Genomic DNA, 14,983 nt, shown 5'->3' on the forward strand with positions numbered 1-14,983 from the left:
CAATATCAAAAATACTACTGACAAACTGTTGTCATTACCTACTCTTACCTTTGTATCAACAACAAACAAAAACCATACAATTATGACAACTACAGCAACTGCTACAAAACAATTTATGACTTCCGAACAGCTATTAAATGACTGGCAAGGCCATAGAAACCTAACGAGAAGAGTGATTGAATCTTTTCCTGAAAAAGATTTATTTGAATTTTCAATAGGTGGCATGAGACCGTTTGCCAAACTGGCATTAGAGCTGATCAATATTGGCGGACCCGCTTTAAAAGGAATTGTTGAAGGAAATATGGAAGCTTACAATGAAGAGGCTTTCAATCCAAAGACTAAAGAAGAACTCTTAAAAAAATGGGATGAAGAGACAGAAGTGATCAACCATTATTTCAATTTGATTTCTGAAGAGCGTTTTCAGGAGACTTTCAATTTATTCGGACAATATGAATTCCCGGTATACCAAAATGTTCTTTATTTTGTAGACAACGAAGTTCATCACCGTGGACAAGGATATGTTTATCTGAGAGCTTTGGGAATCGAGCCGCCATTCTTCTGGGAAAGATTCTAATAAAAAAACAGAAAGGTAAAATTGCAAAAAAGCAAAAACTACTGAGAAAAATTACAACTGCGATGTCATTTATTATTGTGATTTTCTTCAATTTAAACAAAGCTTATTTCATTTTTGCGACACAACAAATTTAGCTTTTTTGCTTTTTTACCCTTAGCTTATTAACCATTTCATTTATTTGCCTCAATTAAGTCTTTAAACCTCAACAGCTGTCTTGTTGGGGTTTATTATTGATGTCTTTCGACCATTTTTACGAGCAGTTCTTTCAATCGTGTACGAAGACTTTCCGGCTCCAAAACAGTGGCATAATCTGCAAAAGTAACCAGCCAACGGGGAAATCCGTCATTAATCCATTCGGTTTCAAAAGTAAGCTCTACCCCTTGTTCTGTTTCTTCCTCTTCTATCAATCCGTAGTATTTTTTAGAATTTACCAGATGAGACATGATCTTTTTGTCTACCAAAATTTTAGCTTTGACTTTATTCCCATTTGATTTTTTCCGGTAATCATTCACCTGACCATATTCCTGCAGAAAAGGATTCGTAGTTTTTAAAATTTCTAAAATCCTGTCGATACGAAACTGTCTGAAATCTTTTCTCAGCGTACAGTATGCCATGATATACCAAAAATTAAACTCAAAAAACATCCCCACTGTTTCTATCGTTCTGTTGTTCACTCTTCCGTCTACGGTCTGGTATTTTATAGTCAGCTGAGTTTTTTCTGCAATACTTTCCAGAATAATAGGAATCACATTTTTAAGAGAGTCTCCGGAATCGGTATGAAAACTGAAAACATCGATCTGTTTTTCAATATTTTTAATCAAGTTTTTATCAGAATGCTTTAGCACCGAACGCACTTTTTCCATAGCCGCCTGATAATGGTTTCCTAAGCTTTGGTGTGAAAATTTCTGCATCAGCTTTTCAGCAGTAATGAAACTTAAGACCTCTTCTTTGGTAAACATAATCGGGGGAAGCTTATAGCCATCCATTAAAGAATAGCCGTTACCTGCTTCTCCTACGATAGGAATACCTGCATTTTCAAGGGTTTTTACATCACGGTAAATGGTTCTGATACTTACATCGAATTTTTCAGCCAGGTCCTGCGCCCGAACAATGGGCTTCGACTGTAATTGGGTAAGGATGGCCGTCACCCGATCGAGTTTTTTAAGGTAGTGATCGTTCATTATACAACAAAGCTAAAATTCTTTTTTGAGGTAAAGCTTTTTATTTAATTATCTTTAAAAGTATTCACCAGTTTATCGAGGTTCAAACTGCGGGCTGACGCATCGAAAATCTCACGGTAGGTTCCTTCTTTATTGTAAAGTTCATCATGCGTTCCGTTCTCAACTACTCTTCCTTTTTTCATTACGTAAATGATATCGGAATCCAGAATCTGTGACAGCGAGTGGGAAATAATAACAACAGTTCTTCCTTCTTTTATTGCATCCAGGGAGTTTTTGATCTGTTCTGTGGCAATGGCATCCAGACTAGCTGTAGGCTCATCCAAAAAGATGATCGGAGGATTTTTGAGGAATAATCTTGCAATGGCAATTCTCTGCTGCTGTCCCCCGGAAAGCTGAGTAGCATCGTGTTTGTATTTTTCGGGAAGATCCATAATCTGTTCATGCAGATAAGCCTTTTTGGCGGCTTGCTGAATTTCTTCAAAACTTGCATTCATGTCTCCATAGCGGATATTATCTTCAATACTTCCCTGGAAAATATGATTCTTTTGAAGTACAAGCCCCAGATCACGTCTTAGAAAAGTATTGTCAAACTCATTAAGGTTCACTCCATCCAATAGAATTTCTCCGGAATCGGGCAGATAAAATTTACATAAAAGATTAATAATCGTTGACTTTCCTGCACCGCTCAATCCTACCAAAGCTGTTGTCTTTCCATTTTCAATTTTCATGGAGACCTCATGCAAGGCTTTTGTACCGTTGGGATAAGTAAAATCAACATTTTTCAATTCAAAAGTTCCTTTGATTTCTTTTTCCGTAAAATTTCCATTCTGTTCAGTTTCGTTATCTGCATTCAGAATATCAAAGTAGCCTTCAGCATAAATCATGGCATCATTCATATCATCATAAATCCTATGCAACTGGCGAATAGGTGCAGAAACATTGTTAAAAAGCATAATATGAAGCATGATCGCACCAATTGTCATTTGCTGGTCAAGAACGAGATAAACGGTTAGAAGGATAATCAGAACAACGCCAAATTGTTCAAGAAATGTTTTTAAACCATCATAAATAAAGTTGGTTCTGCGGGTGATCATCTGGCTTTCCATCAATTGCATCTGAAGATCGTATTGTTTTTTTCCTTCAAATTTTTCACGGACAAAACTTTTGATCACCATAATTGAATTGATCAGGTTCAGAAGTCCGGATGTCTTTTTTTCCCTTTGGTTCCTAAGCTGACGGCGTACTCCACCTAATTTTTTAGCCTGCAGGGAGCTGATGTAAAAATAAATAGGAACAATAATCGTGGAAACAAGCCCCACATATACATTCTGCATGTACATAATGATAAGTGCAATGATCGCATTGGAAAAAAGAGGCAGAATATCAATGAAAAAGTTCTGAACCAATCTTGTCAGACTTTCGATTCCTCGGTCTATTCTTATCTGTAATTTCCCGGATTCATGATTTTCATCGTTAAAATAGGCGACTCTATAGGTTAAAATTTTATCAATAGCGGACTGAGCCAATACTGAACTTACATTGATTCTGATCTTCTCCCCATAAAATTTCTGTCCAAAATTGATAAAAATATTCAACAGCTCTTTTCCTAATAAAATAATGGAAATAATAATGAGAATATGAACTCCTTCTGTCATCGGGTGCGGAAGATGGGTAAGTTTGGTGACCTCATCTACTGTATATTTCAAAACAATTGGGTTTACCTGTGCTGCCAGAGCTCCCAGAAAAGTAAGAAACAGGGTTCCGTAAATCATTAGCCGGTAAGGTCTGATGAATGGAACAAGCTGTTTGTAGATTCCGAATAAAGTAACGGTTCTGTTGAAAGGGTTTGCCATTAATGTTGTTTATAGAGCCTAGTAAAATTAAACCTTTTTTAAAACAATTCATAGAAATAGCCAACTTAATACGACTTGTTTTTTCTATTGGGACTAAAAATTTTTAATTCCTTGTTTTCAAAATGGGCTGCATCATTTCATCCATTCATTATGGAAAATACAATACATTCTTCCCTCCTTTGAAAACACATTCTTTGGAAATTGTAGAAATAATATCATCAGATCCACCAAATACCTGCGCTTATTGTATGAGCTAATTTTTTGATGAAAACATTTCAATCCTAATTGTTGTATTTTAAATACAACAATTAGGATTTTTTTTATACATTTGTACCATCATATAAAAAAAGACCAGATGAATACTAACCAAAAAGCACTTGTAAAAGCAACAGTTCCAGTTTTAAAAACCAATGGAACAGATTTAACAAAACATTTTTATACAAGAATGTTTACGCATAATCCTGAACTGAAAAACATTTTTAATATGAGCCATCAGGCAAGTGGAAAACAGCAAAATGCCTTAGCCGGAGCTGTACTAGCCTATGCTGAGCAGATTGAAAATCCGGAAGTTCTCATCAATGTTTTAAAATCTATCGGAAATAAGCATGTAAGCTTAAATATTAGTCCGGAACAATACGATATTGTAGGTCTCCATCTGATTTCCTCAATCAAGGAAGTTTTAGGAGAGGCAGCTAGTGATGAGCTTATAGAAGCATGGACACAAGCTTATAATGAATTAGCTCAAATTATGATCTCTATCGAACATGAACTCTATGCATCTACCTTGAAAAAAGAAGGAGGCTGGAAAGGCTGGAGAGCTTTTGTCATTGCAGATATTGTAGAGGAAAGCGATGAAATAAAATCGTTCTATCTAAAACCCATGGATAATAAATCAATTGCAGATTACCTGCCGGGTCAATATATTTCGATAAAAACATTTATTCCTGCATTGGGGCACGAGCAACCCAGACAATATAGCCTGTCTTCAGCTTTCAATCCTGAACATTATAGAATTTCGGTAAAAAGAGAAAAAAATAATCAAAGTTTGCCTGATGGGGTTGTTTCTAATATATTACATCAAAAGGCAATAGGTGATGAAATATGGGTGAGTGCTCCAGCCGGAGTTTTTCATGCCAATCCTGTATCTGAAGATCCACTGGTACTTATAAGCGGTGGTGTAGGCGCTACTCCATTGTTGAGTATGCTGGAAACTCAAAAGAACACGCTGCAAAACAATACTGTAGTCTGGCTTCATAGCTGCAGAGATGAAAAAGTACATGCTTTTAAAGATCATGTGAACCACTTGAACACAAACAATCAATGGCTAACCACTCATATTTTTTATGAAACGGTTGACAACCATTCTGATCTTGTCAAAAAAGGGAGAATAGACTTACATGAAATCAAGGAGGAAATTCTTATTGATAATGCAAAGTATTATATTTGTGGCCCCGAAGCATTTATTAAAGCTCAATATAATTCTTTACTACAGTTAGGCATTGCCAAAGAAGATATCCTTTATGAAGAATTTGGGCCTCAACTGCTTCATCTAAATTAACAATCAATGAAACTGAACCATTTTACAGACTATAGTTTACGGGTCTTAATCTATTTAAATCAAAATGATAAGGCTTCTTCATCTTCTTTGGATGAATTGTCCGAAAAACTTGATATTCTTCGTAATCATCTTATTAAAGTGGTTCAATTTTTATCTCAAAAAGAGCTAGTCATAACAAAAAGAGGGAAAAATGGCGGAATTACCATTTCTGAGAAAGCCAATAAAACAGGATTAGGTGATCTTATACATCTATTGGAACAAGATGATACCCCAATCATCAATTGTTTTTCAAAATCGTGTGTATTTGTCTCCTATGAATGCAAACTAAAATCATTTTTAGATACCGCTTATCAAGCTTTCATCGACAGTATGAATCAGCATCATTTATCTGACCTCGCTTTTAATAATTGGGAAATTATATTTGCCAATCAAAAGAATGCAGCAAACAATACTTAAGAGTCTGTTTATCACAGCAATCATTACTTTTACGCTCACTTCATTACACCATAATGAAAAGGTCTATGATGAATATTTTATTTATAACTGGTTAGAGTCCTGGTGCATTGCACTGACTATAACTTTAGTTTTCAATATTCTCATTTTTCCTTATTGGAAAGCCATCAGAAGAAATAAAAACACACCTTAAAGAATTTTTACCGCACAGTTGTGCTTATCCTTCATACATATAAGTCGTAAGGTAATGCAGTTCTTTTCTGCTGGCTTCTTTAGACTCTGCTCCTGCCTGTTCCAGAGAATACTGGCTGTTGATTTCTTTTTTCTGGAAAACAAATGAGTTGTTGGCATTCTTATCTACCACATCATTAAAGATATGCTCGATTTCAGAGTTAGCTAATGAAGCAAAACTAATATCCTCAAATCCGTACATCAATCTGAGATCATCAAATTGTTTGAAATTTTCATCTACAAATCCCTGGAACTGCACCTTTGAATCAAAGTTACCTGCCCAGATATTGTAAGCATATTTTTTCTTTTTAGGTTTATCTAAAATACTCTGATAAACGAAGTTTTCACCCAGATATGCTTCTCTTACCTGCGGATCGTTCGCAAGATCTTCCGGAAGTCCTTCTTTCAGGATCTTTCCTTCAAACATAATATAGGTTTTATTGGTAATCGCCAACGTTTGCTGTACGTTGTGGTCGGTAATCAGAATTCCGATGTTTTTGTCTACAAGACTTCTTACAATTTTCTGGATATCTTCAACAGCAATGGGGTCTACCCCTGCGAAAGGCTCATCCAAAAGAATAAAGTTCGGGCTTGTGGCAAGACATCGTGCAATTTCGGTTCTACGTCTTTCTCCTCCGGAAAGAAGGTCTCCTCTGTTTTTACGGACATGCTGTAGAGAGAATTCTTCAATCAGTTCATCACATTTGATCTGCTGCTCACGTTTTGAAAGCTTGGTAAGCTGCAATACTCCCATAATGTTTTCCTCTACGGAAAGTTTTCTGAAAACCGAAGCTTCCTGAGCCAGATATCCGATTCCTTTTTGTGCTCTTCGGTACATGGCATCGGTAGTAATCTCCTGTTTATCCAGGAAAATTTTTCCTGAAGTGGGCTTAACCAACCCTACGATCATATAAAACGATGTGGTTTTCCCTGCTCCATTCGGACCTAGCAAACCAACAATTTCTCCCTGTTGAACCTGTACAGAAACGCCTTTTACAACTTTTTTAGGACCGTATTCCTTGATTAAGTTTTCTCCTCGTAAAATCATAGGGCAAATATATCAAAAATATAAACTTCACTTATATGTTAATATCAACTTGTTTACCTTACATGTAAATTTGTTCAGATCCACATCATTGTAACTTTTTACAACTTTATGCTACTTATCATAAACATCACAATCAATTACAAATACTAAGAGATGGAAAATTACGGTTATACAAAAACAGAAAATGTACACAACCAGCAAAGCAATGTCCCTTACCATTCGGAAAAGAAAATTCCTGCGGCTTTATTGGGAATTCTTGTGGGCTGGCTGGCTTTGAATAAGTTTTATCTGGGATATACGAAAGAGGGAATCATTCAATTGGTTCTGAATGTGGTTACTTTAGGAGCAGCCTCAATTATTCCTTTTATTGAGGGGATTTTATATCTCTTTATGAGTGATAAACAATTTGACGATACTTATGTGTATGGGAAAAAGGGTTGGTTATAACATTAATCACTATACGCTTAATTAAAATAAAATAGGCTGTTCTTATTCGAACAGCCTATTGTTTTTCTATCTTGAATCGCATTAATCTGGGCAAGCAAAATAGTTGATTGTACACGGATGCCAGATTCCTTTGCACCATGTTCCACAATTTGGAATGTCCGGATCAATAATTCTTTAGCTATTATTTATTCAACAGGATAGCAGCTTCTTTAGCAAAATAAGTAAAGATCATGTCTGCTCCTGCTCTTTTGAAACATGTTAAGCTTTCGATGATCGTTTTGTCATTATCCAGCCAGCCGTTCTGTGCAGCCGCTTTTACCATGGCATATTCTCCACTTACGTTGTATACCGCGATCGGAAGATCAATGGCTTCACGTACTTTGGAAACGATGTCTAGATAAGGAAGTCCCGGTTTGATCATGATCACATCGGCGCCTTCTTCAATATCTTTGAACACTTCATTCAATGCTTCACGGGAGTTGTGAAAATCCATCTGATATGTTTTTTTATCTTTCGGAATTTCCATATCATCTTTCGGGGCACTGTCTAAAGCACTTCTGAAAGGTCCATAGAAAGAACTTGCATATTTGGCAGCATAGCTTACGATTCCTACGTCTGCAAATCCACTTTCTTCCAGTGCTTCACGGATAACCATTACTCGGCCATCCATCATATCACTTGGTGCCACAAGATCTGCTCCTGCTTCTGCGTGGGATACGGACATTCTTGCCAGCGCATCATTGGTAGCGTCATTGATAACTTTTCCGTTTTCAATGATTCCGTCATGTCCGTAGATTGAATAAGGATCTAAAGCTACATCCGGCATAACAATCATTCCGGGAACGGCATCTTTGATCGCTTTGATCGTATTCTGCATCAATCCGTTTTTGTTCCAGGCTTCTTTTCCTGTATTGTCTTTCAAGTGTTCTGACACTTTCATGTACAAATTGACAGCTTTTACTCCCAAAGAAAATAATTCCTTACATTCCTTCACTGTTAAATCTATACTCCGCCTAAAAATTCCCGGCATAGACGGGATTGCCTCCTGCTTGTTTTCGCCCTCCATTACGAAGATTGGCATCACAAAATCATCAGTTGTAAGCACATTTTCTCTTACCAAACTTCTGATAGATTCATTAACTCTAAGTCTTCTATTTCTTGAATGTATCATTTTGGAATACTTTTTGAATAAGTTTCTACAAATTTAATATAAGTTCTGCAAAAAACTATTGTATGAAATTATAGAATTTATTACATTTGTTATATATATCCGAGAAATTATAAATTTGATGAAAAAACTTTTACTTTTATTTCTATTTGTAGGCACTTTTGTTGGATTTTCCAACAATTTAAAAGCTCAGCTGAGAGAGCCGGGTTCCATCACCCAAAAGGCGGATGATGGAGTATTGCTTGCCTATCCAAATCCTGCAAAGGATTTCCTTATTATTAAGGCAAAAGATTCTTCTTTAAGGATCAAAAGTGTGACTTTTTATTCAATTTTGGGTATGCAGGTTGCTAATTATACAGTGAATATGAATTCCGGAGAAATTAATATTGAAAAATTGAAACCCGGAAAATATATGATCCGCTATATTTTAAGTGACAACACGCAGAAAGTTACTCAAATCGTAAAACAATAAATTAAAATCCTGATAATCATCAGGATTTTTTCTTTTACATTAATTCTGTTTTAATATTTCCGTAACTTTCGGCACTTTTTAATACTAATTGTAAAAAGAACATTTTAATGCTAAAAGCTGAACATATTAAAAAGACCTACAATGCCGGAAAAAAGGTCGCACTGGATGATTTTAGCATCCATGTTCCAAAAGGTAGTATTTACGGCCTTTTAGGACCCAACGGAGCCGGAAAAACTTCTTTTATCCGTATTATCAATCAAATTACTCAGGCTGACTCAGGAGATATCTTCATCAATGGAGAAAAACTGAATCCGAATCACATCAAAGATATCGGTTATATGCCTGAAGAAAGAGGATTGTACAAAAATATGAGCGTCGGGGATCAGATTCTTTATTTCGGGGAACTGAAAGGGATGAGTAAGAATGATGCGCTGAATGAAGCCAAAAAATGGTTTGAAAAGCTGAACATCGATCAATGGTGGAAGAAAAAGCTTTCTGAGCTTTCCAAAGGGATGGCACAAAAGATCCAGTTTGTGGTAACCGTTCTTCACAGACCCCATCTTTTAATTCTTGATGAACCTTTTTCAGGTTTTGACCCTGTAAATGCCAATTTAATCAAAGATCAAATCATTGATCTTAAAAATAACGGAACAACGATTATTCTTTCTACCCACAGAATGGAAAGTGTGGAGGAAATGTGTGATTATGTTGCTTTGATCAACAATTCTAAAAAAATTATTGACGGAAGGGTTTTTGATGTAAGAGAAAAATTCAAGAAAAATATTTTCGGAGTTACGCTTTCTGAGGTCAGCAACGACCAGTTTGAAAATTTCACAAACAAATATGAGATCTTCAATTTATCGAATGAGAACAACCTTGTTTCTTTTGATCTGAAAAATGAGGAAAGCCAGAATAATGTCCTTCTCGACCTTGTACAGGTGGGTAAAGTGAGATCATTCGACGAAAAGATTCCTAGTATGAATGAAGTATTTATTAATGCTGTAAGCAACCATTCTTAATTTTATGAATAATATTTTTTTAATTACCAAGAGGGAATTTCTTACACAGGTTAAGAAAAAGTCTTTCATCGTATTGACCTTGCTGGCACCTGTCATGATTATTGCTTTTGGAGCGGTAGTAGGATTAATGTTTAAGGCGAATGAGTCACACAGTATTATAGAAGTGGTTGATAAAAGCGGGTTGTTTACCAACCAGCTGAAATCTAATGACAAGCTAAATTACGTTTTTGTTTCTGCTGCAGACGAAAAATCCAAGATCAATAATTTAAAAGGAAATGAATCCCTGGATGGTATTCTGATTCTGCCAGAACTGAAAAACCAGAACTTTGATGCGCTTGAAAAAGAAACGAGACTGGTGATCAACAGTAAAATAGGGTTCGATACAAAGCAGAAACTTGTTTCTGATATCAGTAATATTGTTAAAAAGGAAAAGATCAAACAGCTGGGTATCCAGGAAACTCAGTTAGATGACCTTGATAAAAGCTTCACTCTAAAGACGATTAATGTAACAGATAATAACAAAGAGGATTCTGATCTTGCTTTCGGAGTCAAATCTGGTCTGAGCATGGTCCTGATGTATGTTACCTTTATGTTTATCATTATTTATGGGGTAAGGGTAATGCGAAGCGTGCTTGAGGAAAAGAATAACCGTGTTGTAGAGATCATCATTTCTTCTGTAAAACCTTTTGAGCTGATGATGGGTAAAATCCTAGGGGTAACAATGGTTGCACTGACACAGTTTCTGATCTGGATCACCATGTCTGTGATTGGAGCATTGGTTCTGAATACCGGATTCTCCCCTCTTCAGAAAAATATTCCCGGCGGAAATGAAGAGATTACAAGTAAACTGGATATGGGACAGCTTGTGACTCAGATTTCCCACAGTTTACTGGAGCTTAATTTCCCGCTGATTATTTTTGTGTTTATCGTTTTCTTCCTTTTAGGATACATCTTTTATAGTTCTATTTATGCAGCCATTGGTTCTGCTGTTGACAACGAAACAGAGACGCAGCAGTTTACTTTATTTGCTATTTTACCTTTGACATTGGGGATGTATGGAAGTTTCACTTTAATGAACAACCCGGACGGGCCATTAGGCTTTTGGTTATCCATCATTCCATTTACATCGCCTGTTGCGATGATTGCAAGAATACCATTTGGAGTTCCTGCATGGCAGATCGCATTATCTATTGCATTGTTATTGGGAACCACTGTTTTCATGATCTTCCTCGCCGGAAAAATCTATCGTGTAGGGATTTTGATGTATGGGAATAAAGCGACGTTAAAAGAGCTTTGGAAATGGATTAGAGGCTAAGTAGAGAAAAGGTAAGTACAGTAAGTTCATTTGCTTTTTTTACCCTTACTCGATTTTACAATAAAAAAATATATAAACAAAAAAATCCCGGAAATTTACTTTCCGGGATTTTTTATATTTAAAATATTCTATTTGAATATATAGCTTAAAGTAAGTGCTATTACCTGCTCTGATTTTTTCTTATCACTACCTCCTTTTTCTTTTACAAGACCAGGGTAAGTGTCAGAAAGTCCTAAATCATATTTTAAAGCTACTTCAAGTTGTCTCTTATAGCTATATCCTACTCCCAGACCAAGTCCCCAGTTAAAGCTTTTCGCTTTACCGTTTACACCAGCCGGTTGTGCAGGATCGGTAACATCCGGATCATAGTAAGGTCTGCCTATTGGGGCATTCTTAACATCCTGACTTACCAAAAAGTTAAATCTAGGTCCAATCATTCCAAAGAATTCCGATTCAGCTTCTGAAAAGTATCCTTTAAAATAAAGAGGCACACTCAGATAGTTGTTTGCATATACTGCATCATAACCATCTTTTCCTTTAGCGTCCTTATCTTTCCCTGTTTCTCCTGCACCATAGTACAGAACTTCGGGTTGTATAAAGAATTGATTTGCCTTCCCTACGGGGATCAAAGCCAAAGCTCCACCTTGAAAGGTATATCTTGGGCCAGAGGGATTGTGGGCATTGGCTACTCTTGAGTAGTTTAAACCTCCTGTAAGACCAAATCTTGTATTATTCCACTGCACTTGTGCAAAGGATAATGCAGAAAGAGTCAAAGCTGAGGCTAATAAAAGTTTTTTCATATGTTGTGATTTATGTTATCCTAGAATTTTCGCTACAGTAGCACCGATATCAGCTGGAGAATCTACTACATTGATACCGTTTTCTCTCATGATTTCCATTTTAGCCTGAGCTGTATCTTCATCACCCCCTACGATAGCACCTGCGTGTCCCATTGTTCTTCCTTTAGGAGCTGTTTGTCCAGCGATAAATCCTACAACCGGCTTAGTAGATCCGCTTGCTTTGTACCATCTTGCAGCTTCAGCTTCAAGACCTCCACCGATTTCACCAATCATTACAACAGCTTCAGTTTCAGGGTCGTTGATGAATAATTCTAATGCTTCTCTAGTAGTTGTTCCAATGATTGGGTCACCACCAATACCGATAGCAGTAGAAATACCGTAACCTGCTCTTACTACCTGGTCAGCAGCTTCGTAAGTAAGGGTACCTGATTTTGAAACGATCCCTACTTTTCCTTTTTTGAAAACGAAACCTGGCATAATACCAATTTTAGCTTCTTCAGAAGTAATGATTCCAGGGCAGTTTGGTCCGATTAATCTGCAGTCTCTGTCTGCGATATAAGCTTTTACTTTTACCATATCAGCTACAGGAATACCTTCAGTAATACATACAATTACTTTGATTCCTGCTTCAGCAGCTTCCATGATAGCGTCTGCTGCGAATGCCGGTGGTACAAAAATGATACTTACGTTTGCTCCTGCTTTTTCAACAGCATCAGCCACAGTATTAAATACAGGTTTTCCTAAGTGCTCGCTACCTCCTTTTCCTGGAGTAACACCACCTACTACATTGGTTCCGTATTCAATCATCTGACCAGCGTGGAAAGTTCCTTCGTTCCCTGTAAATCCTTGTACAATTACTTTAGAATCTTTGTTTACTAAAATTGACATTTTATTGTTGTTTTAATTTATTTATTATTTTATTAATGCTCACAAATTTACTCAAATTTCTTTGATTTTGGATAAAACCTTTGGAATTGTTTATTTGAGATTTCTCAGTTTTACTTCTTTTTTTAGATAAGTCTTGAAATCTTCTGCAAACATCCCAATATAGGTTCCTTTTTCAAGATCTCTGTTCACTCCTGTTTTACCCAAAAGTACAGATCCTGCTTCTACTTTGTTCCCGGAAGCGATTCCTACCTGTCCCCATAATGTCACCTCATCTCCGATGATACAGCATCCTGCGATTCCTACCTGAGAAGCAATAAGGCATTTTTTTCCGATAACAGTGTCATGTCCGATCTGAATCTGGTTGTCCAAAACAGAGCCTTCTCCAATGATCGTAGAGTCTGTAACTCCTCTATCAATGGTACAGCCATTTCCGATCTCCACATTGTTTTCAATGATCACATTTCCTACAGAAATCAGACGGTCAAAGTTTCCATTTAATTTTCTGTAATAAAAAGCATCACCTCCTAAAACAGTGTTGGACTGGATAACAACATTATCTCCGATTTCGGTACGGTCTCCGATCACAACATTTGGGAAAATAAGGGTATTTTTTCCGATTTTCACATTGTTTCCTATCACTGCAGAATGGTGAATCTTTGTTCCCTCTCCTATTTCAACATCGTGAAGTTCTTCTGTGAAATTATATATTCTGGTAAAATGAGTATTGATTTTATTAAAGTCTCTGAATGGATCATCAGACACTAAAAGCGCTTTGCCTTCCGGGCATTCTACTTCTTTATCAATTAAAATAATAGTGGCTGCAGAGTTTAATGCTTTGTCATAATACTTGGGATGGTTCACAAAAACAATATCACCTGGCTTTACCATGTGAATTTCGTTGGTCCCTAATACTTCATAATCTTCTGGGCCCACAAATTTTGAGCCTATTAAATCTGCAATCGTTTTAAGCTTTTGCGGAGAATGGAATCTCATAACAATAGATTTTTATAAAACAAAATTCGGACTGCTGATGCAAACCGAATTTATGTAAATTGTATTTATTATTTCACTCTTTCTAAGTAGCTGCCGTCTTCAGTGCTTACTTTAATTTTGTCTCCCGGTTCAATGAACAAAGGAACCATTACTCTTGCTCCTGTTTCAACGATAGCGTTTTTAAGAGCATTTGTCGCTGTATTTCCTTTTACTCCCGGATCAGCTTCAATTACATCCAGATATACTGACTGTGGAAGTTCAGCAGAAAGTGGAGTTTCATCAGCTTCTTTCAAAATGATTGTCACCTCTTCACCTGCTTTCATCAAGTTTGAGTTTTCAATCATTTCTTTATTTAAATATAACTGAGAAAAATCATCGTTATTCATGAAGTGGAAACCGTTCTCATCATCATAAAGATACTGGAACTTTCTTGTGATTACTTTTACTTCATCAATTTTATGTCCTGCAGAAAAAGTATTATCAAGAACTTTTCCGTTGGTTACTGATTTCAGTTTTGTTCTTACAAAAGCAGGACCTTTTCCTGGTTTTACGTGAAGAAACTCAATTACTTTAAAAATGTCATTGCTATATTCAATGCAAAGACCTTTTCTGATATCGTTACTTGTTGCCATTAATTTTGTAAATATTTATTTTCTTTTATTCAACTGTATTCCTTGCCCTTGGGGCATCATCCTGTTAAATGTATTGTTATTGAACGTATTCACATTATTATTTAATCTGTTTACATTCATCTGAAGATCAGTTTTATACTGATCGGTTGTTCCTAAAATTGAACTACCGGTATTTTTCTGTTTCAGAATACTATTTAAGTTATTTTTTGCAATACTATCATTAGCTGCTTCAGAAAGTTTTCTTTCAATGGTAAAAGGTTTTTCCTTTTTTCCAGTTTCAGACTTTTCTGTTTGCTGTCCAAACACAATAGCAGATAACGAAAAGGCAATTGTTAAAATTATTTTTTTCAT

16 protein-coding genes and 1 pseudogene are annotated in these 14,983 nt (G+C 36.2%); 8 read left to right on the top strand and 9 right to left on the bottom strand.

Annotated elements, in window-relative coordinates; all coding sequences use genetic code 11:
• The first annotated feature begins 82 nt into the window (after positions 1–82).
• Positions 83–574, top strand: a complete 492-nt coding sequence (locus DBR39_RS14690) for a DinB family protein (protein ID WP_124534312.1) — start codon at positions 83–85, stop codon at positions 572–574.
• A 227-nt stretch (positions 575–801) separates the two neighbouring features.
• Here DBR39_RS14690 and DBR39_RS14695 read toward each other — a convergent pair whose 3' ends face one another.
• Together DBR39_RS14695 and DBR39_RS14700 are read right to left on the bottom strand one after the other, a co-directional pair.
• Entirely contained in the window at positions 802–1,755 is a 954-nt protein-coding gene (locus DBR39_RS14695; RefSeq protein ID WP_124534313.1) for a helix-turn-helix transcriptional regulator, read from the bottom strand.
• 44 nt (positions 1,756–1,799) lie between these two features.
• The gene (locus tag DBR39_RS14700; protein ID WP_124534725.1) at positions 1,800–3,527 is read right to left on the bottom strand and encodes an ABC transporter ATP-binding protein; all 1,728 of its coding nucleotides are present in this window, start codon (positions 3,525–3,527) and stop codon (positions 1,800–1,802) included.
• Positions 3,528–3,963: 436 nt separating this feature from the next.
• Between DBR39_RS14700 and hmpA the strand changes: the two genes are divergently transcribed.
• The 3 genes from hmpA to DBR39_RS24600 are packed head-to-tail and all read left to right on the top strand — an operon-like array spanning position 3,964 to position 5,812.
• Positions 3,964–5,166, top strand: a complete 1,203-nt coding sequence (hmpA, locus tag DBR39_RS14705; RefSeq protein WP_124534315.1) for an NO-inducible flavohemoprotein — start codon at positions 3,964–3,966, stop codon at positions 5,164–5,166.
• Positions 5,167–5,172: 6 nt separating this feature from the next.
• Positions 5,173–5,622, top strand: coding sequence for an Rrf2 family transcriptional regulator (locus tag DBR39_RS14710; RefSeq protein ID WP_124534317.1), 450 nt, complete (start codon positions 5,173–5,175; stop codon positions 5,620–5,622).
• Positions 5,603–5,812 (top strand): DUF2798 domain-containing protein, encoded by a 210-nt coding sequence (locus DBR39_RS24600; RefSeq protein ID WP_124534319.1) that lies wholly within the window; start codon positions 5,603–5,605, stop codon positions 5,810–5,812. The genes DBR39_RS14710 and DBR39_RS24600 overlap by 20 nt, the downstream gene beginning before the upstream one ends.
• A gap of 360 nt (positions 5,813–6,172) precedes the next feature.
• On the opposite strand, the pseudogene lptB reads toward DBR39_RS24600, so the two are convergent.
• Positions 6,173–6,898: pseudogene (lptB, locus tag DBR39_RS14720) on the bottom strand (LPS export ABC transporter ATP-binding protein); the annotation flags it as partial.
• A 153-nt stretch (positions 6,899–7,051) separates the two neighbouring features.
• Between lptB and DBR39_RS14725 the strand changes: the two are divergent.
• Entirely contained in the window at positions 7,052–7,345 is a 294-nt protein-coding gene (locus DBR39_RS14725; RefSeq protein ID WP_124534323.1) for a TM2 domain-containing protein, read from the top strand.
• Positions 7,346–7,526: 181 nt separating this feature from the next.
• Here the strand turns inward: DBR39_RS14725 and hemB are convergent, their stop codons facing one another.
• Complete coding sequence (hemB, locus tag DBR39_RS14730; RefSeq protein ID WP_124534325.1) at positions 7,527–8,516, bottom strand: porphobilinogen synthase; 990 nt, start codon at positions 8,514–8,516, stop codon at positions 7,527–7,529.
• Between the two features lie 118 nt (positions 8,517–8,634).
• Between hemB and DBR39_RS14735 the strand changes: the two genes are divergently transcribed.
• The 3 genes from DBR39_RS14735 to DBR39_RS14745 all read left to right on the top strand — a co-directional run bounded on the left by DBR39_RS14735 (position 8,635) and on the right by DBR39_RS14745 (position 11,319).
• The gene (locus tag DBR39_RS14735) at positions 8,635–8,985 is read left to right on the top strand and encodes a T9SS type A sorting domain-containing protein (RefSeq protein ID WP_103231678.1); all 351 of its coding nucleotides are present in this window, start codon (positions 8,635–8,637) and stop codon (positions 8,983–8,985) included.
• 107 nt (positions 8,986–9,092) lie between these two features.
• Entirely contained in the window at positions 9,093–10,004 is a 912-nt protein-coding gene (locus DBR39_RS14740) for an ABC transporter ATP-binding protein (RefSeq protein ID WP_124534327.1), read from the top strand.
• A gap of 4 nt (positions 10,005–10,008) precedes the next feature.
• On the top strand, positions 10,009–11,319 hold the full coding sequence (locus DBR39_RS14745; protein ID WP_124534329.1) for an ABC transporter permease: 1,311 nt from the start codon (positions 10,009–10,011) through the stop codon (positions 11,317–11,319).
• Positions 11,320–11,447: 128 nt separating this feature from the next.
• Here the strand turns inward: DBR39_RS14745 and DBR39_RS14750 are convergent, their stop codons facing one another.
• The 5 genes from DBR39_RS14750 to DBR39_RS14770 form a co-directional block, all read right to left on the bottom strand.
• Positions 11,448–12,119 carry a porin family protein gene (locus DBR39_RS14750; RefSeq protein WP_124534331.1) on the bottom strand — a complete coding sequence of 224 codons (672 nt, stop codon included), beginning with the start codon at positions 12,117–12,119 and terminating at the stop codon, positions 11,448–11,450.
• 15 nt (positions 12,120–12,134) lie between these two features.
• Positions 12,135–13,007, bottom strand: coding sequence for a succinate--CoA ligase subunit alpha (sucD, locus tag DBR39_RS14755; protein WP_103231674.1), 873 nt, complete (start codon positions 13,005–13,007; stop codon positions 12,135–12,137).
• Between the two features lie 90 nt (positions 13,008–13,097).
• Positions 13,098–14,000, bottom strand: coding sequence for an LpxD N-terminal domain-containing protein (locus DBR39_RS14760; protein WP_124534333.1), 903 nt, complete (start codon positions 13,998–14,000; stop codon positions 13,098–13,100).
• A gap of 68 nt (positions 14,001–14,068) precedes the next feature.
• Positions 14,069–14,632, bottom strand: a complete 564-nt coding sequence (efp, locus tag DBR39_RS14765) for an elongation factor P (protein ID WP_076352561.1) — start codon at positions 14,630–14,632, stop codon at positions 14,069–14,071.
• Between the two features lie 15 nt (positions 14,633–14,647).
• A complete protein-coding gene (locus DBR39_RS14770) occupies positions 14,648–14,983 on the bottom strand; it encodes a hypothetical protein (RefSeq protein ID WP_228447844.1) in 336 nt (111 codons plus the stop codon).

The sequence above is a fragment of the Chryseobacterium sp. KBW03 genome (genome assembly GCF_003852415.1).
Taxonomy (GTDB): Bacteria; Bacteroidota; Bacteroidia; order Flavobacteriales; family Weeksellaceae; genus Chryseobacterium; species Chryseobacterium viscerum.

What these genes read in the sequence shown, in the direction of transcription:
- DBR39_RS14745 (WP_124534329.1), top strand. Translation starts at nt 10,009, where the DNA reads ATGAATAATATTTTTTTAATTACCAAGAGGGAATTTCTTACACAGGTT.
- hemB (WP_124534325.1), bottom strand. Translation starts at nt 8,516, where the DNA reads ATGATACATTCAAGAAATAGAAGACTTAGAGTTAATGAATCTATCAGA.
- DBR39_RS14710 (WP_124534317.1), top strand. Translation starts at nt 5,173, where the DNA reads ATGAAACTGAACCATTTTACAGACTATAGTTTACGGGTCTTAATCTAT.
- sucD (WP_103231674.1), bottom strand. Translation starts at nt 13,007, where the DNA reads ATGTCAATTTTAGTAAACAAAGATTCTAAAGTAATTGTACAAGGATTT.
- hmpA (WP_124534315.1), top strand. Translation starts at nt 3,964, where the DNA reads ATGAATACTAACCAAAAAGCACTTGTAAAAGCAACAGTTCCAGTTTTA.
- DBR39_RS14690 (WP_124534312.1), top strand. Translation starts at nt 83, where the DNA reads ATGACAACTACAGCAACTGCTACAAAACAATTTATGACTTCCGAACAG.
- DBR39_RS14695 (WP_124534313.1), bottom strand. Translation starts at nt 1,755, where the DNA reads ATGAACGATCACTACCTTAAAAAACTCGATCGGGTGACGGCCATCCTT.
- DBR39_RS14750 (WP_124534331.1), bottom strand. Translation starts at nt 12,119, where the DNA reads ATGAAAAAACTTTTATTAGCCTCAGCTTTGACTCTTTCTGCATTATCC.
- DBR39_RS14725 (WP_124534323.1), top strand. Translation starts at nt 7,052, where the DNA reads ATGGAAAATTACGGTTATACAAAAACAGAAAATGTACACAACCAGCAA.
- DBR39_RS24600 (WP_124534319.1), top strand. Translation starts at nt 5,603, where the DNA reads ATGCAGCAAACAATACTTAAGAGTCTGTTTATCACAGCAATCATTACT.
- DBR39_RS14740 (WP_124534327.1), top strand. Translation starts at nt 9,093, where the DNA reads ATGCTAAAAGCTGAACATATTAAAAAGACCTACAATGCCGGAAAAAAG.
- DBR39_RS14760 (WP_124534333.1), bottom strand. Translation starts at nt 14,000, where the DNA reads ATGAGATTCCATTCTCCGCAAAAGCTTAAAACGATTGCAGATTTAATA.
- DBR39_RS14700 (WP_124534725.1), bottom strand. Translation starts at nt 3,527, where the DNA reads ATGATTTACGGAACCCTGTTTCTTACTTTTCTGGGAGCTCTGGCAGCA.
- efp (WP_076352561.1), bottom strand. Translation starts at nt 14,632, where the DNA reads ATGGCAACAAGTAACGATATCAGAAAAGGTCTTTGCATTGAATATAGC.
- DBR39_RS14770 (WP_228447844.1), bottom strand. Translation starts at nt 14,983, where the DNA reads ATGAAAAAAATAATTTTAACAATTGCCTTTTCGTTATCTGCTATTGTG.
- DBR39_RS14735 (WP_103231678.1), top strand. Translation starts at nt 8,635, where the DNA reads ATGAAAAAACTTTTACTTTTATTTCTATTTGTAGGCACTTTTGTTGGA.